Origin of the sequence: Novosphingobium sp. MD-1, assembly GCF_001014975.1 — a bacterium.
Classification (GTDB): Bacteria; Pseudomonadota; Alphaproteobacteria; order Sphingomonadales; family Sphingomonadaceae; genus Novosphingobium.
Genome location: NZ_BBXA01000034.1, coordinates 1 through 25,769 on the forward strand (window position 1 = coordinate 1; position 25,769 = coordinate 25,769).

Genomic DNA, 25,769 nt, shown 5'->3' on the forward strand with positions numbered 1-25,769 from the left:
GGGTTGCGCGCCGGCGCGGCGGGGCTAACGGGCAGCGACGCCCCCCGCTACCCTGGAGCCGGCAAGGCTCGACGCCGCCGCGCGCCTCAGCGCGGCGACGACTGAAGGGATGGCGAAGACAGCCCGCCCCTGACAGGGATCGTCACGGCTGTGCCGACGAGACAGCGGTGCACCGCTGGCTCGGTTGAGCGCAAGCGCAATAGAGCCTGGTCGCGCTTATGCGCGGGCCAGGAAATGGCCGCCAAGCCGCGATACGAATGCCCACGCATCAAATCTACGACTTCATTCCGAAAAGCCCCTTATGCCTACTCGTATCGCTGACAGACCGGTGGTAGCTTCGATTGCGCGGGACCATCTTCATCTATAACGGCAGCCGCGCACGGGGCCACTGTAGAGCTCGCGAGAGAGCAATGTACGACGCCAGGCAAGTCGCCAACTATCTTCTGGACTGCGCACGGGATTGTGGAACCGTGCTCACAAACATGGGCATACTCAAACACATATACTTTGCCCACGGCTGGCACTTGGCTTCGTTCAATCTACCGCTGATTTCGAATCGTATCGAAGCGTGGGAGTACGGGCCTGTGATCAAGGTCGTGTACGACAGCTTCAAGGTTCACGGAGCAGGGCCGATCACCAGCCGTGCCACCATGATGGACCTGGATACGGGCGAGTTCATGGAGGCGCGGGCCGATTTCCCGGCTGAGACCGAGAAACTGCTCCGCTCCATCTTGCGATATTACTCGGGCTTTGGCGCTTTCGAGCTTTCTGACCTTACGCATATACGTGGTGGGCCATGGGATCGGGTATGGAATGCCGGAGACGGTAAGGTACGACTGAACATGGAAATATCGAATGAGTCCATTCGTCATCATTTCATTGCGCAGGGGAAAACCGCAACCGTCCAGTAGTGGACATCTTTGTTCGACGTCTGCATGATGGTAAAGGTCCCGTCATGGCTTTACCGATTCCCCCACTTCAAGACGTGGTCAGGTTAACTGGTCATGACGTCAATTCGACGATCGCCAATCTCCGGCGGTATTATGGCGGGACCGGCTCCAATTGGAGCTACGCGCCTGCCAAGAGACTGGCGAAGGCTGTTTTCAGTTCGTCCATTCCGCGAGAGGCCGCCGTTCGCGCCTGTGGTTCGACCGGCAATAAATTGGGGCGACCGTACAACGAGGAAGTTGGTGGGCTGATCTGGGATGCCGCGCAGGGGCGCGGAGACCTGATGTGCCATCCGCTTTCGCCGCAGCAGCTTAACCTGCGCCCTGACTTCGCGATCACAGTAGATCCTCTGTTTTTCTTTCGCGAAAACGGCAAGACCACGCTTTTCTACCTTCAACCTCGGCGGGGCCACGTGCCTGGCCGCGATGGCTTGCGGATGATTGCCAGTGCGATCATGTCGCGTTTTGCTGTTGATCAGCTCAGCGACGCGGAGTTGCTGTTGCTTGATCTGAGCGCACCTGAGGGATGCAAGAAGCGCAGTATCAAGCCTTATACCCTTGCTGATCTTCCACTTCTGGAAGCGAATGAGATGGAGGCGTTCTTTCAGAGGTTTGTCGATGCCTACGACATTCTCACCGCCGAAGGGGTGACGCGCAAGGAGCGGAGCAAGCAACCGCCGCGTGATCGTGGAGATGACCTGTTCGGCGGAGACCTGCCCGCCTGAAGTGACACAATTCACGCGTCAACGGGCGTACGATTTTAAAAGCGTTTCTTCGAAACGCGCTTGGATGCACCAGCATCGCGCATCTCATCGAGATAATCGCTCCACCACTGCGCCATCTCGACGCGCTCCTTCCAGTGCGCGCCACGGTGATAAGCGGCCCTGATCCTGTCACTGTCGCCATGCGCCAGCGCCCGTTCGATCGCATCGGGATGCCACTTGCCACTTTCATTGAGCAGGGTGGACGCCATTGCCCGGAAACCGTGGGCGGTCATTTCATTTGTGGCGTAGCCAAGACGGCGGAGCGCACCGTTGATCGTATTGTCGCTCATAGGTCGCCGCCGCGACCGGATGGATGGAAAGACGTAGCCGTCCGGCCCCGTCAGCGCCTTGGCGTCCTTGAGGAGGGCGAGGCTTTGGCGGGACAACGGGACCAGATGGTCCTTCCGCATCTTCGTCTTGGTGGCGGGGATCTTCCACAGCGCTGCATCGAAGTCGAACTCGGACCATTCGGCATGGCGCAGTTCGCCAGGGCGGACGAAGACGTGCGGTGCTAACTGCATCGCCAGTTTCGTCATGGGCTGGCCTTCATAGCCCTCGATCGCGCGCAGCAGTTGGCCAACCCGTTCGGGCTCGATGATCGCCCCATAATGGGTGACCGTCGGCGTGGTCAGGGCGCCACGAAGGTCGCGAGTCGGATCCGAAGGAATCCGAGCGGTGGCGACCGCATACCGGAAGACAGCACCGGCAAGCTGGAGAGTCCGGCGCGCGCTTTCCAGCTGCCCCTTTCGCTCGATCCTGCGAACCGCCGCCAAAACGTCTATCGGTTGAATATCCGCGATCGGCATGCAGCCGATCGAACCTCTCAGCAGCGAGAGGAGATACTCGCTGCGGTTGGCTGTCGCGGGTGCCCAGGCCTTGGCGCCGTCACGTTTGCGCTTGGCGCAGTACTCCCCGGCAACGGCTGTGAATGTCGTGGCCGATGCCATTTCCGCGCGCATCTTGTCGCGGCGCTTTTCTATCGACGGATCGCGTCCATCGGAAACCAGCTCACGCGCATTATCGCGGCGGCGACGGGCTTCGGCCAGACCGACCGCTGGATAGGTGCCAATCGCGAGCGCCTTTTCTTTGCCGTGGATTCGATACTTCACGCGCCACAGCTTACCCCCGGTGGGTTTCACCAGCAGGAAGAGGCCAAGGGCATCGCCCAGCTTATAAGACTTCTCTCGGGGCTTCGCGTTCCGGATCGCAATGTCGGTAAGTGGCATGGTTCTGCGCCTTTCCCGCCAGGAACCCCCACCGTGGGGGTCTCTCTCACTGGCCCAGACGACAAAACCCCGAAGTACCCCCAGAAATTCATGGATGCAGGCGGAAAGGGCCGATCACGTCTGGACAAATCGGGACGCTAAAGTCCCGGATTTGCGGGCTTTTATACCACCATCGGGACAATTTTTGAAGGGAGGATGGAGCGGGTGAAGGGAATCGAACCCTCGTCGTAAGCTTGGGAAGCTTCTGCTCTACCATTGAGCTACACCCGCAAAGGCGCTGATTTTACTGGAAAAATATCAGGGCGAGCTGAAACCTTTCCACCTTCGTTTCAAGTTGGAAGCCAACATGGAACGATGGAGGGGGGCCTTAGGCGGAAGTGGCGTGCCGCGCAAGTCCGACCTGTCCGTTCCCGCGCCCGTCCCTGCCATCGCGCTCCCGGTGCCCCCAGGCGCTATCCCGCCTTTGCACCTTGCAGGGGCACGCTGGGAGCCACGGCCGGCTTGCCGAAGTAATACCCCTGGGCTTCCTCGCAACCTGCGGAGACGAGCAGTTCGAGCTGACCGATCGTTTCCACGCCTTCCGCCAGCACCGGGATCTGCAGGCTCTTGCCCAGCGCCAGCACGGCTCGGATGATCGCGCGGGCCTGTTCGTTGTGTTCGGATTCAAGCAGGAACGACTTGTCGATCTTGATCTTGTCGAACGGGAACGAATGCAGCGTGTCCAGCGAGGAATAGCCCGTGCCGAAATCGTCCATGGCAACGCTGACGCCCAGCGCCTTGATGCGGCGCAGCGTGTGTAGCGACCGCACCTTGTCGGCAATCAGCGCCGTCTCGGTGATCTCCAGTTCGAGGCGCTGAGGCGAAAGGCCTGTTTCCACCAGTACGCGCGTGACGATTTCCGGCAGATCGGCCTGCAACAACTGCACGGGCGAGAGATTTACGGCGATCTTGTGCTTCTGCGGCCAGAAGACCGCTTCCGCACAGGCCATGCGCAAGACCCATTCGCCCAGCTTCATGATCTCGCCGTTTTCCTCGGCGATCGGGATGAACTCCACGGGCGACACAATGCCGAAGCGGGGATGGTGCCAGCGCAACAGCGCTTCATAGCCGCTGATTTCCCCGTTCTTGAGCGAGTGTTGCGGCTGATACAGGACAGCAAGCTCTCCCCGCGCCACAGCGTGCCGCAGGTCGTTTGCCAGTTGGCGACGATGACGGGCGCTTTCGTCCATGCCCTGTTCGTAATAGCAGATGCGCTCGCCCAGGTTGCCCTTGGCCCGATACATCGCGAGATCGGCATTGTTGAGCAGCGCCTCGCGGCCCGTCGCATCGGTGGGGTATATCGCGATGCCGAGACTGGCGCCCACGGCAATACCGTCCTGCGCGCCGAAGGGAATGTCGAAGCAACGGCTCAGCCGGGCCACGAAATCCGACAGTTCGGCGGGCGAGGAAAAGTGCTTGGCGGCCGCGAATTCATCACCCCCGATCCGCGCCACCGTCTCCCCGTCACCCAGCACGGCCGACATCGCATCCGCGATCCGCTGCAGCAGCATGTCACCGGCAACATGGCCTTGCGTATCGTTGATTTCCTTGAAGCGATCGAGGTCGATGATCGCCAGAGCGACCTGCTCGTCGCGCAGTTCCGCCAGTTCCAGTTCCCGATCCAGCCAGTGGTTGAAGCTGGCGCGATTGGGAAGCCCGGTGAGATCATCGTGCATGGCCATATGCGCGATTCGGGCCTCCGAACGGCTGCGCTCGGTAATGTCCTCAAAGGTCGTCACCCATCCGCCGTTCGGCATGGGCCTGCTGGAAATCGAGACCACGAAATCCTCGCCGAATTCGGAAATCACGGGCGGCAGTTCCGGCGATGCGAACGAGCGCTGGAGCAGAAGCTTCATGTTTTCCAGCCGTTCGTCGGAAACCCGGCCACCCGTTCGCGCCTCCAGCGCAGCCCGCGCCACGTCCTCCAGCGTCCAGCCCGGCTGGCAGCTGTCTTCGGGCAACTGCCAGAGTTCGGCGAACCGGCGATTGCGCAGCATCAGCCGCTGGCTGGCATCGAACAGGCAAAGGCCCTGGTGCATGTGCTCCAGCGCGGCATCGAGACGATGGTGCGCCTCCTTGATCCGGTCCTGGTCTTCCTTGAAGCGCGTCATGTCGCGCGTGATCTTGGCGAAGCCGACGTGTTCGCCCGCGGCATCGACGATCCGCTCGATGGTGACATGCGCCCAGAAGCGCGAACCATCGCGGCGCATGCGCCAGCCCTCGCCGGTAAACTTGCCTTCGGCCAGCGCCTGCGCCAGCGCCCGTTGCGGCGCACCGGCCGCGCGGTCTTCCGGGGAATAGAAACGCCCAAGCGGAAGGCCAAGAACCTCGCTGGCCTGATACCCCTTCAGGCGCTGCGCTCCGGCATTCCAGCTGGCCACCCGCCCGTCGAGATCGAGCATGTAGAGCGCGCAGTCGGAGATGCCCTTGACCAGGATGCTGAACTGCCGTTCGCTAACCTCGATCGCGGCCGTAGCCCGGCGTGTGATTGCCCAGCTCCCGATGCACAGCGCCAGCAGCAGCACCGAAACGCTGCCGACCAGGACGGCCATCATGCTGGGGGAAAGCAGCATCGCTTCGGTATGCAGACGGGCGGGAATCAGCCGGATCGCGGCCATCCCGGAAAAGTGCAGGCCAACCACCGCGACGGTCATCATCAGCGCCGCGGCGAAACCCTGCCCCCGTCCACTATGCCGCACCGCCCTATCCAGCCCGGCGAAAAACGGCACAATCGCGAGCACGAGCGAAAGTGCGACATAAGGCAACCGCCATTGGATGACGGCCGGCATCTCTACTGCCGCCATGCCGACATAGTGCATCGTCGCGAAACCTGCGCCCGCCAGCACGCTTGCTCCAAAGCGGCCGGTTCGCGTGGTTGCTCTCATCGCGAGCAGGAACGCGACCGCCATGCTGACGACGACAATGCCGAGCGAACCGACCGTCAGCCCCGCCTTGTACCCCATCACCACGCCGGGATCGTAGCCGAGCATCGCGATGAAGTGCGTGGACCAGATACCGAACCCGGTTACCGCTCCGCCGATCACCGCCCAGTTGCGAGCACCGCGTCCCGTTGCCACGCGCGATTGGCGCAGCAGGAGGACGGCCGTTACGGTCGACAGGAGGCACACGCCAGCAGCGAGCAGCACGAGGCTGAAATCATGCTGATCGCGAATGCAAAACAGGATATCGAACATCAGGGATCCACTTTCCGGTCGGACAGTGGATGCTTGGCCCATCAATCGTTAAGAACGTGCCAATCTGGCAGTATCGCCCTTTGGGGCAACCAGGTCAGGGATGCAGGATAGAGCTCCCCCTTACTGGCAGTCGCCTTCCATTTCGGCCATCAGCACCGCGCCAAGGTTGCGGGCCATCGTCTTCAGCATGTTCGCCAGGAAGGCGTCCATCGCCGCGTTGCCCTTGGCGGAAAGCCGCACGAACGTCCGGCGCCGATCCTTGCCGTCGTCTTCACGATGGACGTAGTCATGCTCCATCAGATGGCGCAGCCAGCGCAGGGCCGTGGTCGGCGGAACATAGGCACCGATACAGGCGCTGGTGGTGGCGACTTCGCGCTTTTCGTGGCGGGCGATATAGAGATCCAGCAGGATGTCCCACGCCGCCTCGCCGAACAAGTCGGCGGGAAAGAAGCGCTCGCGCCGCCGACGCGCCGAATAGAGCTCGCGTGCCAGAGCCAGATGCGCGCGCGCCGTGCGTTCGGGCAGCGGGGGCGAAACGATGATGTCCCCTTCACAGGCCAGCAGCGGGATACCCATCCTGGCAGGTTCGAGGGCAATTCCTCCGATTTCGAAAGCCTTCATGTCGCAACCCATCCTGACCCCGTGGTTCCCGTCACGCATCCCGCAGTTCACACCCTGGCCCGGCATCACGCGGCGGGCCGCGAGCGGCTTGCGGAAAGCGCATGAAGAACCACGCACATGCGATGATAAGTGCCAGAATTTCGGGCATTTCGGTGTAAAATGATGTAAATTTGCAAGGCGCCGCGTGGGCGCTAGGGCTGCGCGCGCCCACCGACCTATCCCGTCGAGTCCGCAATCTTCCCGATTGCGCGGGCGATCGATATTGGCGATGGATACCATAGCTCCGCCCGACATCCCGAGACGAGACCGCCAACATGCCCGAAGCGCCGCGCGCCAAAGCCTTTCATCACCTGCCTGTGTCGCGCCGCCTGACCACGCTGGTCGTTTTGGCCTGCCTTGCCTCCGGCTGCGCCGGTCCGGTGCGAACCCGCTTCGGTGGAATGGCCGCGCCGGAGACGCCGGCCACGCCCTATACCGTGAAGCCAACCGCAATGCCCGAAGACAACGGCGACCGGACGGTCATCGTCAACGCGCTGCGCACCACCGGCATCGGCATCGCCGATGACAGCCGGAACGAGTTGACCGCGGCCTATACCCAGCGCCCGTCGAACGTGGCCGTGCTGGTCGACAACGCGGCCCCGCCGCTTTCTGGAGCCAAGAAGCAGCGCTTCCTGCAATCCTGCCACGACACCCGGTATCGCCTCGTCCTGACGGTCGTGGACCACGCCACCGGCACTCTGCTCGGGCGCGGCTGGGCCGAGGAAGATCACTGCCACGGCACGGGCAAGCCCGTGCTGGCCTCGCTCGCCGCCCGCGCTGCGGACATGCTGGTCCATCCCGTGCCCGAAGGATCGGAGCTGTCGTGGACGCGCGACTGAAGCCCACTCAATCGTCAGTGGCGAGAGGCAGGCGGATGGTGAACTCCTTCATGCCATCCGGCATCTCGCGATAGCCTACGCTCCCGTTCTGCCGTTCCGCCGCCATTCTCACGAACGCCAGCCCCAGCCCCCGGCTGGCCTCGCCCGCCGCATCGGTGCCGGGCGCGAAGGGGATAAACGGATCGCGCGCGCGCTCCGGCGGCATCGGCGGCCCCTGTCCCGTGATCGAGCAGGCGGCCAGCGCGCCCTCGCGCACGATGCGACATTCGACGGTTCCACCTTCCGGCGCGAACTTCACTGCATTCCCCAGCAGGTTGAGCAGTGCGCGCTGGACCAGGGCCGGGTCCCCCATCACCCACAGATCGTCATCGTCGATACGCTCGCGGATCGCCACGCTGCGCTGACGCGCGCGCTGCCAGACCAGGTCCGTCGCTTCCGCCAGCGCACCCGCGAGATCGACCGGTTCCGCCACCACGCGCGCGTTCTCAAGGCGGGCGAGTTGCACGAAATCGTCCGCCAGCTGCAACCCGCGCCCGGCATGCTGGCGTATGCGCAAGGCGGTATCGGCGGTTACCGCTCCGCTATCGCCCGATGTCCGATCCTGCAGCAGCGCGATTACGGCGGAGAACGGCGCGCGCATGTCGTGGCTAAGGAACTGCAGCGCCTCTTCCCGTGCGCGGGATGCCGCTTTCAGCTCGGTAATATCGGCAAAGCGGATGATCGTGCCGACCCCCTCGATCGCCGCGCGCGATAACACCAGCGTCCGCCCATCGGGCAACGTCACCTCGCCTTCGCGCACGGCCCCGCCCAGCCCGATCCCGGCCAGCAGAGGCAGCAAGGGCTGGTCACGCACCGCGCGCCCGAACAGGCGGTCGGCCGCGATGTTCCCCATCACCACCGCGCCATCGTCGTCGACCACGCAGACCGCATCGGGCAACCGGGCCAGAATTTCCGCGATGAAGGCGCGCAAGGCACGCAGCTGCGCGATCACGTCATGCAAGCGGTTGGTCTCCACGTTGACGAGGTCGCCACGCCCGGACGCGGGCACCGCTGCGGGGACAAGGTCGGGCTCCTTCTGGAGCTGGACCACTTCGGCGGTCAGGAACTCGCTCACCGCCGCCAGCCGCCGCCAGCCCCACAGCGAATAGACCACCACCAGCCCCAGCAGGGCCGAGCCCGGCGGAATCCACCAGCCGATCGTCAGCAGCAAGGCCACCGACGCGGCCGACACCACGACCAGCCCCGCCAGCGACAGGCGCAGGTTCGTCATCGGCCCGAAATGCAGGAAGGCAAGCAACAGCAGCAACACCGGAAGCAGGCTGAACGCAAGCACCCATGGCGTGCCCACATCGTGGTAGAAATCGCCATGCAGCAGGGCATTGAGCATGTTGGCCTGCAGTTCCACGCCCGACATCAGCGTACCGGCTGAAAACGGCACGAGGAAACGATCGCCGAAGCCGGATGCGATCCCGCCGAACAGCAGGACCTTTCCGCGGATCAAGGCGTCCGGCACTCTTCCCGCCTGCAGATCATCGAACGACACGCGCCGGAACGCGCCGGGCCGCTGGAACGGGATGATCTGCGTGATCGCGGGCGGATGGGCCTGGTAGGCTTGCGGATCTATGCGCCGGACAAGCAATTCCGTCAGATGCGGGACCGCCCCGTTGAGCCGGGGTTCGAAGCGGCGCACAACGCCATCGTCATCGAAGTTGACGTCCACCGACCCCAGCCCAGCCGCCGCCGCGCTGATCGGCGGGGGTGGCTTCTGGTCCGCCGTGGTCGCCGCGCGGCCATCGGCATCCGGCAAGCCCGGCAGCATGGGAAGATAGACCGGCGCCGCCGCGCGCAACCCTTCCGCGAAACGCCCGTCCTCGGCCGTCGGCTCGATGAACAGGACGTCGTAACCGATCGCGGCTGGCCGCGCCTTCGCCGCCATTTCGAGCGCCTGGGCATGGACGGAGCGGGGCCAGGGCCAGTTTCCGACCCGCGCCAGGCTGCCTTCGTCGATTTCGACGAGCATAATCCGGTCGTCCGCGTTGGCGGGACGGATCAGCGTCATCGAATCCAGCAGGATATTATCGAGCGGCGCGGTCCAGCGTCCGCGTACCGATGCCGTTACCAGCAGGCTGGCCGCGATCACCACGACCAGCCATTCGATCAGCAGCCGGCGATAGAGCATCGCGCGCGGCGCCTATCGGCCCGCACCCGTGACCGTGAACTTCTGGAAAGGAGTCCAGTTTTCAGTAACATCGCCAGCGGCATATTGCTGCACGCCGACGCGCCAGAAATAGACTCCATCGGCCAGACCCGCCACGCCCACCTGCGCGTCCTGCAATCCAGGCTCGTCGATCATCGGCGCCGCCTTGGCGTCACCACGCACCAACTGGAAGCGATAGAGCCGGCGCGCGTCGCTTGCCCCCTGCCCCAGCCACTTGATCGTGATCCGGTCGCCATCCTGCGCAGCGCTGGCACTCAGTCCGGTCAGCGAGCGGCGCAGGGAATAGACCTGCGGCAAGCCCTCGATCCCGGTGGCCGACAGAGCGGTAAGGCGCACGAACCAACGCCCGTCGGCCAAAGCCGGCAACGTCACCGTATCGCCGTCGGCGCTGGCCTCGGTCACCAGATCGGCAAAGCTGGAATCGGCCGCGACCTGGACGTGATATCCCTTTGCTCCCGCCTCCTGGCGCGCCTGCAAGGCTACCACGGGATCGACCAGCACCTTGCCCGCGTCCACCAGTTCGGGCGCCGGCAACAGCGCTTCCACCTTCACCGCGCCACCGGGAGAGACCTGCGCGCCGAACCCTTGCGCCAGCATGGTTTCGGCAGCCGAGGGATCGCCCTGCACCGCAACCTTGCCCTCGACCACTTCCGTGGCCGAAGCGCCGGCATCGTCATAAGCGACACGCAGGACGGTGCCGCGAATGGCGGAAACCGCGCGCGGCGTGCGCAGGCGAAAACGGCTGCCGTCCGCTTGCAGCGGGGTAGCTTGCGTCTCGATCTTGCCGCGTTCCACCGCGACATCGAAATCGACGCTGCCCGTCAGCAGGATGCGCCGCATCGCCACCAGCCGCACACGCGTGCGGGTAGGCAACGACACTTGCGAGCCGTTGGACAGGGCGAGCCCGATGAAACCATCGGCTCCCGTCTCCAGCACGGCACCCGGCATCACGGTGAGACCGGCGGTCGGCCGGATCGGCGCGCCGCCGCTTTCCAGCGTCACGGTGCCGCGCGCCGCCAGGATGCGGGCCTGCAACGGCTCTGTTCTCAGCAGGCGCAACGGCACGCGCAGCCGCGATCCCACGGGCAGGCGCAAGGGATCGGCCACGCGGTTGATACGCTGGACCTCTCGATAATCGGCCTGCCGGACAAGGTAGCGCGACGCGATCTGATAGAGATTGTCGCCCGCGCGCACGGTATATTCGATCTGATCCTGCGCCACCGCCACAACCGGCGCGGATGCGGCATGGCCTTGCTGACCCGTCATTGCGGGCAGGGCAAGGGCGAGGGCCGCAAACGGGCGAGCGATCCGGTTAGTCTTGCGCATGGTCGGTCTCCAGTCTGTAGCCGTAGCCGAACACCGTTCGCAGCGAAAAGCCGTTTTCCAGCCGTAACGAAAGCTTCGTGCGAATGCGCGAAACGTGCATGTCGAGCGTGCGCGTGGAAAGCTCGGCCACGCTCTTCCAGACCGCTTCCATGATATAGGCGCGCGAAAGCGGCCTGTTCTGGTTCGCGAAAAAGAGCATGGCCAGCGCAAATTCCTTCGCTGTCAACGCAACGTCCTCTCCACCGAACTTCACGACATTACGTTGCGCATCGAACAGATAGGCGCCGAACTGCAACGGCCCCTGCACCGCCGTTCCCCCGACGGCGCTGCGCCGCAACAGGGCGTTCACACGGGCCAGGATCACCACAGGGCTTTCCGGCTTGATGATGAAATCGTCCGCCCCGGTATTGAGCGCCAGCGCGATATCATCCTTGTCCGAGCGGTTGGTCAGCATGATGACCGGCGGGCACGCCGCGATCCGCGACTTGGCCAGTTCCATAAGATGGATGCCGCTCATCCCCGGCATGTTCCAGTCTACTATCAGCAGATCAAAAGTTTCGCGCTGCGCGGCAGCGAGCAGATCCAGACCACTGCGATAGCACGAACACGAGTGCCCTTCCCCACGCAAGGTTTCCGCAACGAAAGCCTGCACTGTTTCATCATCATCAACGATGGCGATATGCATCATGCAAGTCCTTTACCGTCATCGCGCATACCCCACCCCATCGGGCAACACGTCGTTCCCGGGAAGCAGGTGTTACAACCTTTTACACCGATCACGTTTACAGGACGCTTATAACGCGGATGTCTGGATAACCGACTAAGCGCATACGCAACGATCACGGTGTCATTACGTATCTGCTTCTGGACCAACCCTCAACGGGGGCCTTGTCGGGTCGCCTGAAGCCTGGGGTCATACGCAATTGCCGCCATGGCCCCAGGCGGATGGCGAAAGTACGCGGAAAAACAGAATCTTGCCAGGCCAACACGCGCGCCAGTCCCGTCCCGTCATCAGAATCGGTGGCGCGTTCGCACAAGTTACTCCGTTTCGGACTATTTAAGGGGTCACGCCGAGCACGATCTCCTCCGCGTGGCGCTAACCCACGATGCATTCGGGGAACGACGAGAACGCAATGCCGTTGGCTATCTAAAGCTGAAGGCCGGGTCGTCCCCTCGGCCAAACGAGGAAAACGGCATGAGAGGCGCTTGGCCAGCCCTTGTACTGGGCGTTGTAATTGCCTTGGCGGGCGTCATTATGACTGGCGGGGGCGCCTACCTCGTCGAGCTCGGCGGATCGATCTACTATTTGCTGGCCGGTCTTGGGCTGCTCGGCACGGCCTGGTTGCTATTTCGCCGGCGCCCGCTTGCGGTTTGGCTGTATGCCGCTCTGTTCCTGCTGAGCATGGTTTGGGGCCTCTCGGAAGCGCAAGGAAACGCCTGGGCGATGATCCCCTGGCTGATCGCGCCCTTCGTGCTGCTGGTCGCCATGCTGCTGGTCATGCCCACGCTGGTGGACAGCCCGCACCGCTGGAAGTGGTCGGGCGGCGGCATCGCGGCGGGGCTGCTCGCCGTTATCGCCTGCTTTGCCTTGCCCGGTTCGGGCTTGTCGTCGCCTGTGCTCGCGTTGCCTCCGCAGAGCTCGCAGGCGCTGGGTGATCCCTCTGGCCTGGCGACTGGGCGCGACTGGCCTACCTATGGCGGAACTTACGCGAACTGGCGCTATTCTCCCCTCACGCAGATCGATCGCGGCAATGTCGGAAGCCTGCACAAAGTCTGGGAGACGCATACCGGCGGCACGCCGCAATCCGCGAAGTTCCAGAAGCTCTACGGCACCGAAAACACGCCGATAAAAGTGGGCAACCTGCTCTATACCTGCACCGCCAAGAATGTGGTGGTCGCGCTCGATGCGGCCACCGGGCGCGTAGCTTGGCGTCACGATCCCAAAGTGCCCGACGCATGGATTCCCTATACCACCGCTTGCCGCGGAGTTGTGGTCTATGCGGTTCCCGGCGCAGACAGCGCCGCGCCTTGCGCCACCCGCGTGATCGAGGGCACCCTGGATTCGCGCCTGATCGCCCTGGACGCCCTATCGGGCGAGCCATGCCGCGAGTTCAACGGCACGGGGGAACAGGATACCAAGATCGGCATGGGGCCGGTCTATCCGGGCCTCGCCTCCATCAACTCGGCGCCAACCATCGTGCGCGGGGTGATCGTTGTGGGGCACCAGATCCTCGACGGGCAATACAGCCGGGCGCCTTCCGGCGTGGTTCAGGGGTTCGATGCGCGGACGGGCAAGCTCGTGTGGGCCTGGGACATGGCTCACCCCGATTGGAGCGGCTATCCGCCGGCCGGCCAGACCTGGGCGCGGGGAACACCGAACATGTGGACCAGCGCCGCGGGCGACGAACGGCTTGGCCTCGTCTATGTCCCGCTCGGCAATGCGGCGAACGACTACTGGTCAAGCGGCCGCACCCCGCTCGAGAATGCTTATTCGAGCTCGCTCGTGGCGCTCGACGTCGCCACGGGCAAGCCGCGCTGGAGCTTCCAGGCCGTCAAGAAGGACGTGTGGGACTATGACTTCGGCAGTCAGCCATCCCTGATCGACTACAAGGGCACAGCGGCGGTGCTCGTCCCGTCGAAACAGGGGGACTTATACATCCTGGATCGCGCCACCGGCCGGCCTTTGACGCCGATCGGCACGATCGCCGCCCCGCAAGGCGGCGCGGAACCTGCCCAGCGCGCGGCACAGCAGATCGTTTCGCTGTGGAACACGCTGCGCAAGGCGCCGCTTCACGAATCCGACATGTGGGGCATGTCGCCGATCGACCAGATGATCTGCCGCATCCAGTTCCGCGAAGCGGACTACCGCGGTTACTTCACGCCGCCCAGCGTCGATCGGAGCAGTGTGGAATATCCCGGTTACAACGGTGGCAGCGATTGGGGCGGCGTGTCGATTGATCCGCTGCGCGGGGTGATCGTCGCCAACTACAACGACATGCCCAACTATGTACGGCTGATAACCCGGGCGGAAGCGGATCGGCGCGACATCAAGCCGCGTTTCGCGGCAAAGGACATTTCCACCAAGTCTCATTCGGTCGATCCGCAATGGGGTGCGCCCTACGCGATCGAGGTGAACGCGGGGTGGCGCATGCCGTTCACCGGGCTGATGTGCAAACGCCCCCCATATGGCGGCATTCGCGCCATCGACATCGCCACCGGCAGGACGCTGTGGGACCGCCCCCTTGGCACGGCGCGCCGCAACGGTCCTTTCGGCGTGCCGACGATGCTGCCGCTTACGATCGGCACGCCCAACAACGGCGGCGCGGTGACAACCGCCAGTGGCCTGGTATTCATCGCCGCCGCCACCGACGACCTGATAAGGGCGATCGATCTGCGGACGGGGAAGACAGTGTGGTCGGCCAGTCTGCCAGCAGGCGGCCAGGCGACACCGATCATCTACCAGCAGGGGGGCCGGGAATACCTCGTCATCTTTGCCGGCGGGCACCATTTCATGGAGACGCCCGCAGGCGACAGCGTGATTGCCTATGCGCTGCCGGGTTGACGTTGCCAGGGGTGTGCGGACGAAGTAGCCGTGAACCCTTCGCAACGCCGCCATGCGGCACGTCGTCTCACCGGATGGTAAAAATCCCGAAACATGCGACCATGGGTTGAGGAGCAGCGCGAGAGCGTGCGCCCCATACCTGAGACCGATGTTCAAAGACCCGTCTTGATGCCACTTTATCGATAATGGCGTCAGCCGCCGATGCCCCGTGAACGATCAAGGAGAACCGCGTGACAGACCTGATCCAGTGCATGGCCAGCACGGCGGAAGACGAGTTGCCCGGTCCCGATTTGCTCTGCCGCGATGCGTTGGCCGGGCTGTCGCGCACTCCCAAGACATTGCCCAGCAAGCACTTTTACGACGCGCACGGATCCGATCTGTTCGAGGAAATCTGCCTGCTGGACGAATATTACGTCACGCGCACCGAAGAAGCCCAGTTGCGCAAGATCGCGACTACCCTGTCCCGCGCCATTCCGCCGGGCGCGGCGCTGGTTGAATTCGGCAGTGGCGCCAGCGTGAAGACGCGCCGCATCCTGGACGCAAGCCCTCAACTGTCCGCCTATCTCCCCATCGACATCAGCGAGGCCGCGCTTGCACATGCCGCCGCCCGCATTCGCGCCAGCTATCCCGCGCTGGAGGTGGCGCCCATCCGGGCGGACTTCACCGCCGATATCACGCTGCCCGAAAGGTTCGGGGCCAGGCCGCTGGTCGGCTTCTTTCCCGGATCGACCATCGGCAATTTCACGCCGGACGAAGCGGAAACCTTCCTTGCCAACGTCCGCCGCTTGCTGGGCGCCGGCGCCTGCCTGATGCTGGGCGCGGATTCTACCAACGATCCAGCCGTGCTGGGACCGGCCTATGATGACAGGAGCGGTGTTACAGCCGCTTTCAACTTGAACCTGCTGACCCGCCTCAACCGCGAATGCGGCGCCGATTTCGACCTTGGCCGGTTCGAGCATCGCGCCGTGTGGAATGCGGGCGAGAGCCGCATCGAAATGCATCTCGTCAGCCTTGCCCGGCAAGAGGTGAGAATCGCGGACACGCGCGTGCCGTTTGCCCCGCACGAGACGATCCACACCGAGAACAGCTACAAGTATCAGCCCGATTTCCTCAGCGCCCTGGCCAGCCGCGCTGGCTGGGCCGTCCGGCAGGTGTGGCAGGAAAGCGATCCCGCGCCCTTATCGCCGGGTCACGCGGGCACGTTCTGCACCTATCTGCTGGAAGGGCGTTAGGCCGCCGTGCCCACGCAATGCCGCAAAATCGTGCTATCGAGCCTGAGCGCAGGCAGACAAAGGTCCCTGCCGTCACGCACCGCAAGGCTCCATGCGATGCTGACCAGGCAATCGGACGGTGGGCAAGACGTGGTGTTGGCATGAATGTTTCGCAGGATCCGGTCGCGCTGGCGCGACACTACCGCGCGGTGCGTGCCCTGACCGAACAACTGGCTGCGCCGCTGTCGGATGCCGATGCCACCATTCAGTCCATGCCCGATGCATCGCCCGCCAAATGGCATCTGGCGCATACCACCTGGTTCTTTGAAACCTTCGTCCTGCGCGATCATGTGGCGGGCTATCGCCCCTATCGCGCCGAGTGGCCCTTTCTGTTCAACAGCTACTACGAAGCCGAAGGCCAGCGCATGATGCGCGCGGCACGCGGCATGCTCTCGCGCCCTTCGTTGCCGGAGATACTGGCCTATCGCCATGCGGTTGACGAGGCGTTGCTGGCTGCAATCGGCGATCTGCCGCCCGATGTGCTGGCGCTGGTCGAACTGGGCTGCCACCACGAGCAACAGCACCAGGAACTGCTGCTGACCGACATTCTCCACGCGTTCGCCCAGAACCCGCTGGAATGGGCGATCTGGCCACACGCACAAGCACCCGGCGCAGCACCCGCGCCCATCGGCTGGATCCAAAACGCCGGCGGCATCGTGGAGATCGGCCATGATGGCCAGGGCTTCGCGTTTGATTGCGAAGGCCCCCGCCACCAGACCATGCTGGCGCCACACGCGCTGGCGGACCGGCGCGTCACCAATGGCGAATGGATCGAATTCATCCGCGATGGCGGCTATCGCGATCCGCGCCTGTGGCTGGCCGATGGCTGGGCATGGGTGCAGGCCCAGGCGATCACCGCGCCGCTCTATTGGCGCGAGAACGATGGCGCCTTTTCCAGCTTTGGCCTGAGCGGACGGCACGCCGTCGACCCGTATGCGCCCGTCTGCCACATCAGCCTGTACGAGGCCGATGCCTTCGCCACCTGGGCCGGCGCCCGGTTGCCCACCGAAGCGGAATGGGAAAGCGCTGCGGCGGCCCACGATCCGTCCGGAGGCAACCAGTTGGACGCAGGCGGCGACATCCGCCCCCGCGCGGGTGGTGCGTCCTTCTTTGGCGACGTGTGGGAATGGACCGGCAGCGCCTATCGGCCCTATCCCGGTTTTCGGATCGCCGACGGCGCGATCGGCGAATACAACGGCAAGTTCATGAGTAGCCAGTTCGTGCTGCGCGGCAGCAGTTGTGCCACGCCGCGCGGCCACGCCCGCGCCACCTATCGCAACTTCTTCTACCCCCACCAGCGCTGGCAATTCATGGGGCTGCGCCTTGCTAAAGACGGGACCAGGGACGGGGGGACGGCTCCGGCATGACGCCCCGTCGCAAGCTGGCCATGCTGGCGGTGGGAGGCTCCACCGTGGTGGAATGGTATGATTTCACGCTGTGCCTCTATTTCGCGCCCACCCTGTCGCGGGTGTTCTTCGGACCGGGCAAGGATGCCCTGGGCAATACGCTGGCGGGCTTTGCCATCGCCTATCTGATGCGCCCCTTCGGCGCGGTGCTGCTGGGGGTGCTGGGTGATCGCAAGGGCCGCAAGCCCGCGCTGCTGCTCTCAATGGCGGCCATGACACTGGCCATGCTGTGCATCGCCCTGCTGCCCACTTATCGGCAGGCGGGCGCATGGGCGGGCTGGGGCCTGATCGTGATGCGCTGCCTGATGGGATTCAGCGTGGGGGGCGAATATACCTCGGTCGTGACCTACCTTTACGAAACCGCGCCCGCCCACCGGCGCGGACTGATAACCTCGCTGGCCGCGGCGGCTAGCGAGATCGGCGGCTTGCTGGCGGTGGGCCTGTGCGCCGTGCTGACAAGCACGCTGGACGCGGCCAGCCTCGATGGCTGGGGCTGGCGGGTGCCGTTCCTGTTCGGTGCGGTGCTGGCTGGCGCGATCTGGCTGGCGCGGGGGATGATTGCGGAAACGCCGGCCTTTCACCAGCCAGCGGCAGGCCAGGGTTCGCCGCTGGCCTATGCTCTGCGCCACGAACGCAGGGGGATCGCCACCGGCTTCGCGATTTCCGCGCTGGGCTCGATCTCCTATTATGTCGGCATCACCTATGTCCCGTCCTACATGGCCTCGGTCGGCTGGCACAACGAAGGGGTGGCGCTGGAATATTCCACCCTGGCCGCGCTGGTGGTGATTGCGGTGACCCCGCTGGTGGGCTGGCTGTCGGACCTCGCCGGTCGCCGCTGGGTGCTGCTGTGCCTGTGCGCGGGCTGTGCCCTGCTGCCCATGGCACTGTTCCGGCTTATCGCCGGCGGATCGGCCACGGCCGCGCTGGGAGCGATCGCGACGCTGGCGGCGCTGGCGGGCGGGGTCAGCGCAGTGGGCACCGTGGCTACCGCCGAGCAATTTTCGGCGCGGGCGCGGTTGAGCGGCCTCGCCCTGGGCGCCACCAGCGCCACCGCCCTGTTCGGCGGGCTGACGCCCTATCTGGCGCACCACCTGCAACAGGCGACCGGCCTGACGGAAGTGCCCGGGATCATGATCGCGGCTGTGGCGCTGGGTTCGGGGCTTGCGCTGATGGTATTGTTGCCCAAGCGCAAGGTCACAGGCTGAAGGCATCAACCTCGCGCCGCCGCGGTTCGTCCATGGTGGCATAGTCGCGCAAGGACTGCTCCAGTTCCGCCAGCCCCCGCACCAGGTTGTCCTGCGCCATGCCGAAACCCAGGCGAATGTGGGCGGGCGCTCCCCAATAGTGCCCCGGCGCCACGATCACGCCGCGCGTCGCCAGCAGCCAGGCGGCAAACCCATCGGTGCGCGCCATGCCCTCAAGGCGGGGAAAGGCAAGGCATCCCCAGGGCGAAAGACCGCCTGATACCAGGCCTTCCCCCGCCATCCGGGTCAGCCAGTCCTCCATGATCGGACGGTTGGCATCAAGGATGTCCTGCGTGCGCGCCCGAAACCGGCGCCAGTCCCGCAACACCGCAAGGCCGATCGCGTGGGACACCGCCGAAAGCCCGGTATCGTGATGCACGCTGGCATGGCGCAGGATTTGCGCCACGGGAGCGGAAGCCACGATCCAACCGCAGCGCAGCGCCCCCAGGCCGAAAATCTTCGACAGACCCGACAGGCTGATGACCGCGGGCGATCGCAGCGCAGCGAGGCCTCGATCATCGGCAAACGCTCCATAGATCTCGTCCAGCACCAGCCAGATTCCGGCCGCCTCGCACAACTCGGCCAGCGCAGCCAGATCGCTATCCAGCAATGGCAGCCCGGTGGGATTATGCAGGTGAGACAGCACGATCATCCGCGTTTCCGGGCGCAGGCGCTTGCGCAGATCGGCCAGATCGGGTCGCATTTGCGGGCCGCTGCGCACGAAGCATTCGGCCTGCAATCCGGCGGCTCGGGCCATGTCCTCGAACGGCTGATAGCCCGGCAGCTCGACCAGCACATGGTCATCCCGGCGCGCCAGCGCGGCGAATACAAGCGCGAGCCCCGACGAAACGCCGGAGGTGGCCACTACGCGATCATTGCTGATGCCATAGGCATCTGCCAGATGACTCCGCATCGCCATGCTGCCGCCGCCGAACACCGGCGGGAGGGATGCCTGCCCGGAGCTGCCGAACGTCTTGCGCGCGGCCTCGGCCAACAACGCATCGGGCGCGCTGACGGAACTGTCATACAACGACAGTCCGCCCCTGCCCGAAACGTGATAGACCCAATCCAGATAGCGCAACGCTTGGTCATCCCTCCTGCGAAAGCCTGTCACGCACGCCTGAGGTCGGCTGCAAAAGCGCCGGTCATATGCGCTGACGGCGGACCGCGAGAGATTGGTATGCAAGCGGCGACCGAACGGCAAGCCGCTGGCGAACATGGCTCTGCCGGTTGCTCCAGCGCCCCAAGGGCGTTTTCTCGTCAGCACTCCGGTCACCCGGCTTAACTTCTACTGCGCGCCGATCGGGAGTGCCTCAGTCAAACGATGCCCCGGTTCCGGCGGACCAACATAGATCAGTACTTCGTCAATTGACGGAATAGCGCGCAAAGCCGATACCCGTTGCCGGGAGCTTTCGCGTGGTGTCGCCCTCCCCCAATCCCCGTTGCATGTCATCGCCTTGTGCATCCGCCGGATTCCCATTCCACGGCGATGTGGAATAAATGCATGTCCACGACCTTGTTGAATCGACCGAAAATCCTTGTCGTTGAAGACGAATGCTTGATCGCGGAGGAGCTACGGATCTGTCTGCTTGAAGCGGGGGCGGACGTGATCGGCCCAGTCGGCGTGCTCGAGGATGCCCTGAACCTTGCCGGATCGGAGCAGGACATTGCCTGCGCCTTGGTCGATATTGGGCTGGAGGGCGGCATGACGTATGCCGTCGCCGAATATCTCGACGAACACTCCATCCCCTATCTGTTCACAACCGGATATTCCCCCGCGGCAATTCCCGACCGGTTCGGCGGGATAGGGAACTTCCAGAAGCCGATACGAATGGCGGCATTGCTGCGGGGGATTGGCGATCTGATCGATGCGTAAAGGACGAAAGCTCTTCTCGGGCTGGCTAGGCAAAAAGGCGGTGATCCGTCCTTCGATCCCGATGCCGATCGCCGCAGAGAAGTGACCCGCGCGCGATAGACAGAACGGCAGATAGCCCTGCAAGATTGAAGGCATCAATCGTCGCGGAGGCCGAACCGGTCTTCCTCGTCGTCATGCGCGGGCTCGCCCTCGTAAGCCGTGTAGTCAAGGCGCCCGGAGCGAAGCATTTCGTTCATGCGATCGACCGTGTCAGGCGTATCCTCCGCTACCAGCGGAGCATTTCTGGGCCGCACGCGGGCACGCTCCGCCCCCGTCGCCTCGGCTTCCCCGGCGTGGTTGTGAACGACGATCGGGTGGCTTTGCTGATCTTGGTCAGTATGCCGGTCCTGATGCTTTCCGGCGTCTTTCGGTTCGTCCGTCATCGATGATCTCCAAACTAAAGACGGGTATCGTTCCCTGGATCTGCACCCGGGGAATGTGCCGCTTGTGCAAGCCATCAACAGGGCGGAACGCCCTGCGATCCATCAGGCCGGCCATTGCTAACGCATGTGTGTGTGTTCCTTTTCCGTGGCATCGGCGGAACCGGATGGTGCGTTCTTCGCTTTTCCCGCATGGATAACAGGGAACCGGTGGTGGCCGGGAGCATCGACGAAGCGGGCCTGGTCTACAGTGCCGATACCGCAGCCGGGATCACGCGCCGTCGCCGGGGCAAGGGTTGGAGCTATCGCGACCCGAAAGGCCAAGCCATCCCGGAAGGTTCAACGCTCCGGCGGGTCCGGGCGCTCGCCATACCGCCGGCGTGGACCGAAGTTTGGATATGTCCGCGGAGCAATGGGCATATCCAGGCAACCGGACGGGATGTCCGCGGTCGCAAGCAGTACATCTATCACCAGGATTTCCGGGCGTGGCGCGATGAGGCGAAGTACGCGCACATGCTGGACTTCGCGCGGCGGCTTCCCAGAATTCGTGGTGCTGTCGACGCGCATATGCGCCTGGCCGGCCTCCCGCGCGAGAAGGTTCTGGCCACCGTGGTCTACCTGCTTGAAAAAACCCTGATCCGGGTCGGCAATGCCGAATATGCGCGCACCAACCGCAGCTTCGGACTGACTACGCTGGGCAGGCGCCATGTGCGGGTCGAAGGCGGGGAACTGCGGTTCCGCTTCCGGGGCAAGAGCGGCAGGCAATGGAACCTGCGCCTTCACGACCGACGCGTCGCGCGCATCGTGCGGCAGTGCCAGGAACTGCCGGGACAGCACCTGTTCGAATACGAGGATGGAGAAGGACACATCCGCGCGGTGTCGTCGGAGGACGTCAATGTTTACCTGCGCGAAATTGCCGGCATCGATGCTACCGCGAAGGATTTTCGCACATGGGCGGGAACGATGATGGCCGCCCGCATCCTGGCGCTGGCCGAACCGTGCGAAAGCACGGCGGCGGCCACTCGTGCCGTCCGCGATGCCGTGACGGCGGTGGCATCGGCGCTTGGGAACACGCCGGCTGTTTGCCGGAAATGCTATATTCACCCGGCGGTAATCGATGCCTGGATGGACCAGAGCCTCACGCCGTTGCGCGGCGCACGGCACCAAGACGTTTCCACGCGACGGGAGCCGCAGATCAAACCGGCGCTCAGCACGCTGGAGCGATCCGTCCTGCGCCTGTTTCGCCGTTGACGGTTCAGACTTTGGGCAGATCCTGTTCGGCCTTGCCCCAATCGCGCAGCTTCTTCCCCGTGGCGCGTTTCGCCAGTTCCTGTTCGTCGGCGATGGTGAACATCTGCGCCGATGGCGCCTCTTCCAGTTCCCGCCAGCTGACCGGCGTGGCCACCGGTGCGCCGGGGCGGGCACGGACCACATAAGACAGGACCGAGGTCGATCCGCGCTGGTTGCGCAGCCAGTCGATGAAGATGCGCCCTTTCCGCTTCGCCTTGCTCATGGTCGCGGTATAGCGGTCGGGAGCATTCTCGCTCAGGGCATGGGCGAAGCGGCTGGCGAAGTCCTTTACCTCCGGCCATTCCGCCACCGGTCGCAGGGGCACGACCACATGCACGCCCTTGCCGCCGGACAGCATGGCGAAGCTGGTCAGCCCGATGTCGGCAAGATTTTCCCGCAGGTCGATTGCGGCGCGGCGCACGTCGGCGAAATCGAGGCCTTCATCCGGATCGAGATCGAACACCATGCGGTCGGGGCGTTCGAGATCATCAATGGTGGAGCCCCAGCCGTGGAATTCGATCGTTCCCATCTGCACGCAGGCTTCGATGCCTTCCAGGTCTTCGACATAGAGATAGTCGGACTCGCCGCCGTCTTTCTCGCGGATGGGGACATGATGCACGGCGGAAGTGAAGCCGCCCTTGTCGTGCTTCTGGAAGAAGCAGTGGCCCGATGTGCCCTGTGGGCAGCGTACCAGGCTGACCGGCCGCCGCGCGAGCCAGGGTAGCATAGCCGCGCCCATCGTGGCGTAGTAATCCGCCAGCGCGCCCTTGGTCACGTTGGCTTCGGGAAAGATCACCCGGTCGCGGTGGCTGATCTCGAATTGCGGTTGCCCGGTCTCCGTGCTCGGCATGTTCGTCTCCGGCCTCACCTCGCGGGCGGGCTTGTCCTGTCGCAGACCGAGAAAGCGCGCGTGCCGCACCCGTCCGCCAGCGGTGCGTTCAGCGAAGGCCACTTCGGCGACGAGCGAAGGCGTAACCCATTCCGCGTCCCGCGCTTCAGCACGCGGCACCTCGGCCGCCGGCCGCTTCGCTTGTAACCGCGCCAGCGCGTCCATCAGGCTATCGGTATTCCCCGCATTGAAGCCGGTTCCAACCTTGCCGACATATACCAGGCGGTCCTCCGCATCGTGCTGTGCCAGCAGCAGGTTGCGGACCCCGCGCCCCGCCGCCGAGCTGCGCGTCCAGCCGATCACGACGAATTCCTGCCGGTTGACGCATTTCACCTTGAGCCAGTTGTGCGTCCGCCCGGCCCGATAGGGCGCGTCGGCGCGCTTGGAGAGGATACCTTCCTGCTCCATGTTGCAGATGGTGCCGAACAGCGTGGCCCCCGCCCCGGTCAAGTGATCGGCGACATGGACGTGCCCGGCATCGATGGCATCGTGCAACAACGCCGCAAGCCGGTCCTTGCGCGCGATGTTGGGGATGTCGGTCAGATCCTCGCCATCCAGTTCGAGCAGGTCGAAAGCGAACAGATCGAGCATGCCGCGATCATCCGCGTCCAGCCGTTGCTGGAGCAGCGAGAAGTCGGGATTTCCATCGCTGTCGAGCGCGACGATCTCGCCATCGATCAGCGCGGGCGGCAGGTTCAATCCGGCCAGCTCGCCGGCGATGCCGCCGAACCGGTGCGTCCAGTCCAATCCGCTGCGCGAATGGATTTTGATGTCCGGTCCCGCCACCGCGATCAGGCAGCGATACCCATCGTACTTGATCTCGTGCATCCAGCCCGCGCCCTTGGGCACCGCATCGACGGCGGTGGCGAGCTGCAGGGCGCGGAAAGCGGGCAGCTTGCCGGCACGGCCTTTCTTTCGGACGCTTTTTGCCCGTTCGCGCGGAGCCGGTCTGGCGATGCGCTCCGCTCGCCGCATCGCCACGTCGAAGGCCGCGCCTTTTTTCCCTTTCAGTGAGACCGGAGTCGCGCCATCGGCGATCGCCGCCATCGTGCGGCCGCTGCGGATGCTGGTCAGCTCCTGCCCGGTCAGATCATCTCCGCCGTCGACATGGGCATCCTCGACCTTGCGCAACAGCCAGTTCTCGCGCGTTTCCTTGCCGCGCGGCTTCAGCCGGATGAGTATCCATTCGCCTTTCATCCGCGCGCCGTGAAGGACAAAATGGAGGTGGCCTTCCTTCAATCCCTTCGCGGCCGATTTGCCTTCAACCGGCTCCCATGTGCCTTCGTCCCACAGCATCACGGTGCCGCCGCCGTATTCGCCCTGGGGAATGACGCCTTCGAAGCCGGCGTACGAGAGGGGGTGATCCTCCGTCCGCACCGCCAGCCGCTTGTCCGCGGGATCGGCGCTGGGGCCGCGCGTGACGGCCCAGCTTTTCAGCACGCCGTCCATCTCCAGCCGGAAATCGAAATGCAGCCGCGATGCCGCATGCTTCTGCACAACGAAGCGATGGCCGGACGTCTTGCCGCTTGCCCTTGGGGCAGCTTTCCCCTCGGGTTCCCGCGTCCGCGAAAAGTCGCGCCGGCTGTTGTAAGCTTCGAGCGGATCGGGCTTCGGCATCGGGTCAGGCCCGTTTGCGCGGCCGCGGGGTGGGGCGGTCCTTCCGCGTCCGTTTCCGCGCCGGTTTCGGCGGCGCATCGTCCTTGCCTGCTTTCCCTACCGATTTCTTGAGCGCGGCCATCAAGTCGAGCACGTTGCCGCCACGGCGCGCGGGCTTGTCTTCGCTGGCCTCCTCGATGATCCGTCCGCCCTGGGCCTTCTTCTTTTCGATCAGGCGCAGCAGCGCGTCTTCGTAGCGGTCGTGAAAGCGGTCCGCATCGAAGGGAGCGGTCTTCCGGTCGATCAGGGTTTCGGCAAGGTCGAGCAGTTCGGGATCGGGCTTGCCGTCAGGGACATCGCGGAAATAGCCCTGCGCCCGGCGCACTTCGTCGGCATAGCGCAGCGTTTCAAGCATCATGCCGCGCCCGCAGGGCTTCAATGCCACCAGGTATTCCCGCCCGCGCATGGCGAGCTGCCCGATGCCCACGCGCCGCGTGCGCCGCAGCGCCTCGCGCATCACCACGAATGCCTCCCCGGCCAATTCATCCGCCGGCACGACGTAATAGGGCCGCTCGAAATACAGAGCGTCGACCTCATCCGCGCTCACGAACTGAATCAGGTCCAGCGTCTTCTTGCTTTCGAGTTTCACGCCCTCGATTTCCTCGGGCTCCAGCAGGACGTAATCGCCCTTGTCGATCTCGTACCCCTTCACGATGTCGTCGGCATCGACCGGCCCGAGGCCGGGCACGACCTTTTCATAGCGGATGCGCTTGCCGGTCGGCTCGTGAATTTGATGGAACGCGATCTGCGCGCCGCTTTCGGTCGCGGGATAGATTTCGACCGGGATCGAAACGAGCGCCAGCCTGATCTGGCCCTGCCAGTATGGTCTTGCAGGCATGTTCTGGCCTTCCGTTGCCGTCGCCAAACAATGCCCCAGCAATGCTCAGGTTCCGGCCGACCGCGGCCTCTTGCCAAATGCGCGCCGATCCTAACCTGTGACAGG

Annotated in this window: 19 protein-coding genes and 1 tRNA gene; 9 read left to right on the forward strand and 11 right to left on the reverse strand. The window is 64.4% G+C overall.

What is annotated here, in order from left to right:
* The first annotated feature begins 410 nt into the window (after positions 1 to 410).
* Entirely contained in the window at positions 411 to 911 is a 501-nt protein-coding gene (locus NMD1_RS20060) for a Panacea domain-containing protein (RefSeq protein WP_125956911.1), read from the forward strand.
* Positions 912 to 955: 44 nt separating this feature from the next.
* On the forward strand, positions 956 to 1,672 hold the full coding sequence (locus NMD1_RS20065; RefSeq protein ID WP_125956913.1) for a hypothetical protein: 717 nt from the start codon (positions 956 to 958) through the stop codon (positions 1,670 to 1,672).
* 35 nt (positions 1,673 to 1,707) lie between these two features.
* On the opposite strand, the gene NMD1_RS20070 is transcribed toward NMD1_RS20065, so the two are convergent.
* From NMD1_RS20070 to NMD1_RS20085, 4 genes are all read right to left on the reverse strand, one after another.
* Positions 1,708 to 2,937: an integrase arm-type DNA-binding domain-containing protein gene (locus NMD1_RS20070; RefSeq protein WP_125956915.1), complete on the reverse strand. Its 1,230-nt coding sequence runs from the start codon at positions 2,935 to 2,937 to the stop codon at positions 1,708 to 1,710.
* A gap of 196 nt (positions 2,938 to 3,133) precedes the next feature.
* Positions 3,134 to 3,207, reverse strand: a tRNA-Gly gene (locus tag NMD1_RS20075).
* A 182-nt stretch (positions 3,208 to 3,389) separates the two neighbouring features.
* Entirely contained in the window at positions 3,390 to 6,170 is a 2,781-nt protein-coding gene (locus tag NMD1_RS20080) for an EAL domain-containing protein (RefSeq protein WP_125956918.1), read from the reverse strand.
* A 120-nt stretch (positions 6,171 to 6,290) separates the two neighbouring features.
* Positions 6,291 to 6,791, reverse strand: coding sequence for a MarR family transcriptional regulator (locus NMD1_RS20085; protein WP_233497871.1), 501 nt, complete (start codon positions 6,789 to 6,791; stop codon positions 6,291 to 6,293).
* A 314-nt stretch (positions 6,792 to 7,105) separates the two neighbouring features.
* On the opposite strand from NMD1_RS20085, the gene NMD1_RS20090 reads away from it, so the two are divergent.
* Positions 7,106 to 7,669, forward strand: a complete 564-nt coding sequence (locus NMD1_RS20090; protein ID WP_125956921.1) for a hypothetical protein — start codon at positions 7,106 to 7,108, stop codon at positions 7,667 to 7,669.
* 7 nt (positions 7,670 to 7,676) lie between these two features.
* On the opposite strand, the gene NMD1_RS20095 is transcribed toward NMD1_RS20090, so the two are convergent.
* Genes NMD1_RS20095 through NMD1_RS20105 form a run of 3 tightly spaced genes read right to left on the reverse strand, consistent with a single transcriptional unit; the run spans position 7,677 to position 11,901 of the window.
* Positions 7,677 to 9,848 carry a CHASE2 domain-containing protein gene (locus NMD1_RS20095; RefSeq protein WP_125956923.1) on the reverse strand — a complete coding sequence of 724 codons (2,172 nt, stop codon included), beginning with the start codon at positions 9,846 to 9,848 and terminating at the stop codon, positions 7,677 to 7,679.
* Positions 9,849 to 9,860: 12 nt separating this feature from the next.
* On the reverse strand, positions 9,861 to 11,213 hold the full coding sequence (locus NMD1_RS20100; RefSeq protein ID WP_125956926.1) for a FecR domain-containing protein: 1,353 nt from the start codon (positions 11,211 to 11,213) through the stop codon (positions 9,861 to 9,863).
* Positions 11,200 to 11,901, reverse strand: a complete 702-nt coding sequence (locus tag NMD1_RS20105) for a response regulator transcription factor (RefSeq protein WP_233497873.1) — start codon at positions 11,899 to 11,901, stop codon at positions 11,200 to 11,202. Before NMD1_RS20105 ends, NMD1_RS20100 begins: the two co-directional genes overlap by 14 nt.
* Before the next feature lie 507 nt (positions 11,902 to 12,408).
* Between NMD1_RS20105 and NMD1_RS20110 the strand changes: the two genes are divergently transcribed.
* The 4 genes from NMD1_RS20110 (at position 12,409) to NMD1_RS20125 (ending at position 18,657) form a co-directional block, all read left to right on the forward strand.
* Positions 12,409 to 14,775: a membrane-bound PQQ-dependent dehydrogenase, glucose/quinate/shikimate family gene (locus tag NMD1_RS20110; protein WP_125956928.1), complete on the forward strand. Its 2,367-nt coding sequence runs from the start codon at positions 12,409 to 12,411 to the stop codon at positions 14,773 to 14,775.
* Positions 14,776 to 15,005: 230 nt separating this feature from the next.
* Positions 15,006 to 16,007 carry an L-histidine N(alpha)-methyltransferase gene (gene egtD, locus NMD1_RS20115; RefSeq protein ID WP_199558179.1) on the forward strand — a complete coding sequence of 334 codons (1,002 nt, stop codon included), beginning with the start codon at positions 15,006 to 15,008 and terminating at the stop codon, positions 16,005 to 16,007.
* A gap of 140 nt (positions 16,008 to 16,147) precedes the next feature.
* Positions 16,148 to 17,413, forward strand: a complete 1,266-nt coding sequence (gene egtB / locus NMD1_RS20120) for an ergothioneine biosynthesis protein EgtB (protein ID WP_125956930.1) — start codon at positions 16,148 to 16,150, stop codon at positions 17,411 to 17,413.
* Complete coding sequence (locus NMD1_RS20125; protein ID WP_233497877.1) at positions 17,410 to 18,657, forward strand: MFS transporter; 1,248 nt, start codon at positions 17,410 to 17,412, stop codon at positions 18,655 to 18,657. The genes egtB and NMD1_RS20125 overlap by 4 nt, the downstream gene beginning before the upstream one ends.
* Here NMD1_RS20125 and NMD1_RS20130 read toward each other — a convergent pair.
* A complete protein-coding gene (locus NMD1_RS20130) occupies positions 18,647 to 19,777 on the reverse strand; it encodes a pyridoxal phosphate-dependent aminotransferase (RefSeq protein ID WP_158454029.1) in 1,131 nt (376 codons plus the stop codon). The two genes, NMD1_RS20125 and NMD1_RS20130, sit on opposite strands and share 11 nt — an antisense overlap.
* Before the next feature lie 423 nt (positions 19,778 to 20,200).
* Between NMD1_RS20130 and NMD1_RS20135 the strand changes: the two genes are divergently transcribed.
* The gene (locus NMD1_RS20135) at positions 20,201 to 20,572 is read left to right on the forward strand and encodes a response regulator (RefSeq protein WP_125956935.1); all 372 of its coding nucleotides are present in this window, start codon (positions 20,201 to 20,203) and stop codon (positions 20,570 to 20,572) included.
* Positions 20,573 to 20,706: 134 nt separating this feature from the next.
* Here NMD1_RS20135 and NMD1_RS20140 read toward each other — a convergent pair whose 3' ends face one another.
* Positions 20,707 to 20,994, reverse strand: a complete 288-nt coding sequence (locus NMD1_RS20140) for a hypothetical protein (RefSeq protein ID WP_125956937.1) — start codon at positions 20,992 to 20,994, stop codon at positions 20,707 to 20,709.
* 210 nt (positions 20,995 to 21,204) lie between these two features.
* Here NMD1_RS20140 and NMD1_RS20145 point away from each other — a divergent pair, with 210 nt between their 5' ends.
* The gene (locus NMD1_RS20145) at positions 21,205 to 22,242 is read left to right on the forward strand and encodes a DNA topoisomerase IB (protein ID WP_233497879.1); all 1,038 of its coding nucleotides are present in this window, start codon (positions 21,205 to 21,207) and stop codon (positions 22,240 to 22,242) included.
* A gap of 4 nt (positions 22,243 to 22,246) precedes the next feature.
* Here the strand turns inward: NMD1_RS20145 and ligD are convergent, their stop codons facing one another.
* Entirely contained in the window at positions 22,247 to 24,787 is a 2,541-nt protein-coding gene (ligD, locus tag NMD1_RS20150; protein ID WP_125956940.1) for a DNA ligase D, read from the reverse strand.
* Between the two features lie 4 nt (positions 24,788 to 24,791).
* The gene (locus NMD1_RS20155; protein ID WP_125956942.1) at positions 24,792 to 25,664 is read right to left on the reverse strand and encodes a Ku protein; all 873 of its coding nucleotides are present in this window, start codon (positions 25,662 to 25,664) and stop codon (positions 24,792 to 24,794) included.
* Positions 25,665 to 25,769 lie beyond the last annotated feature (105 nt).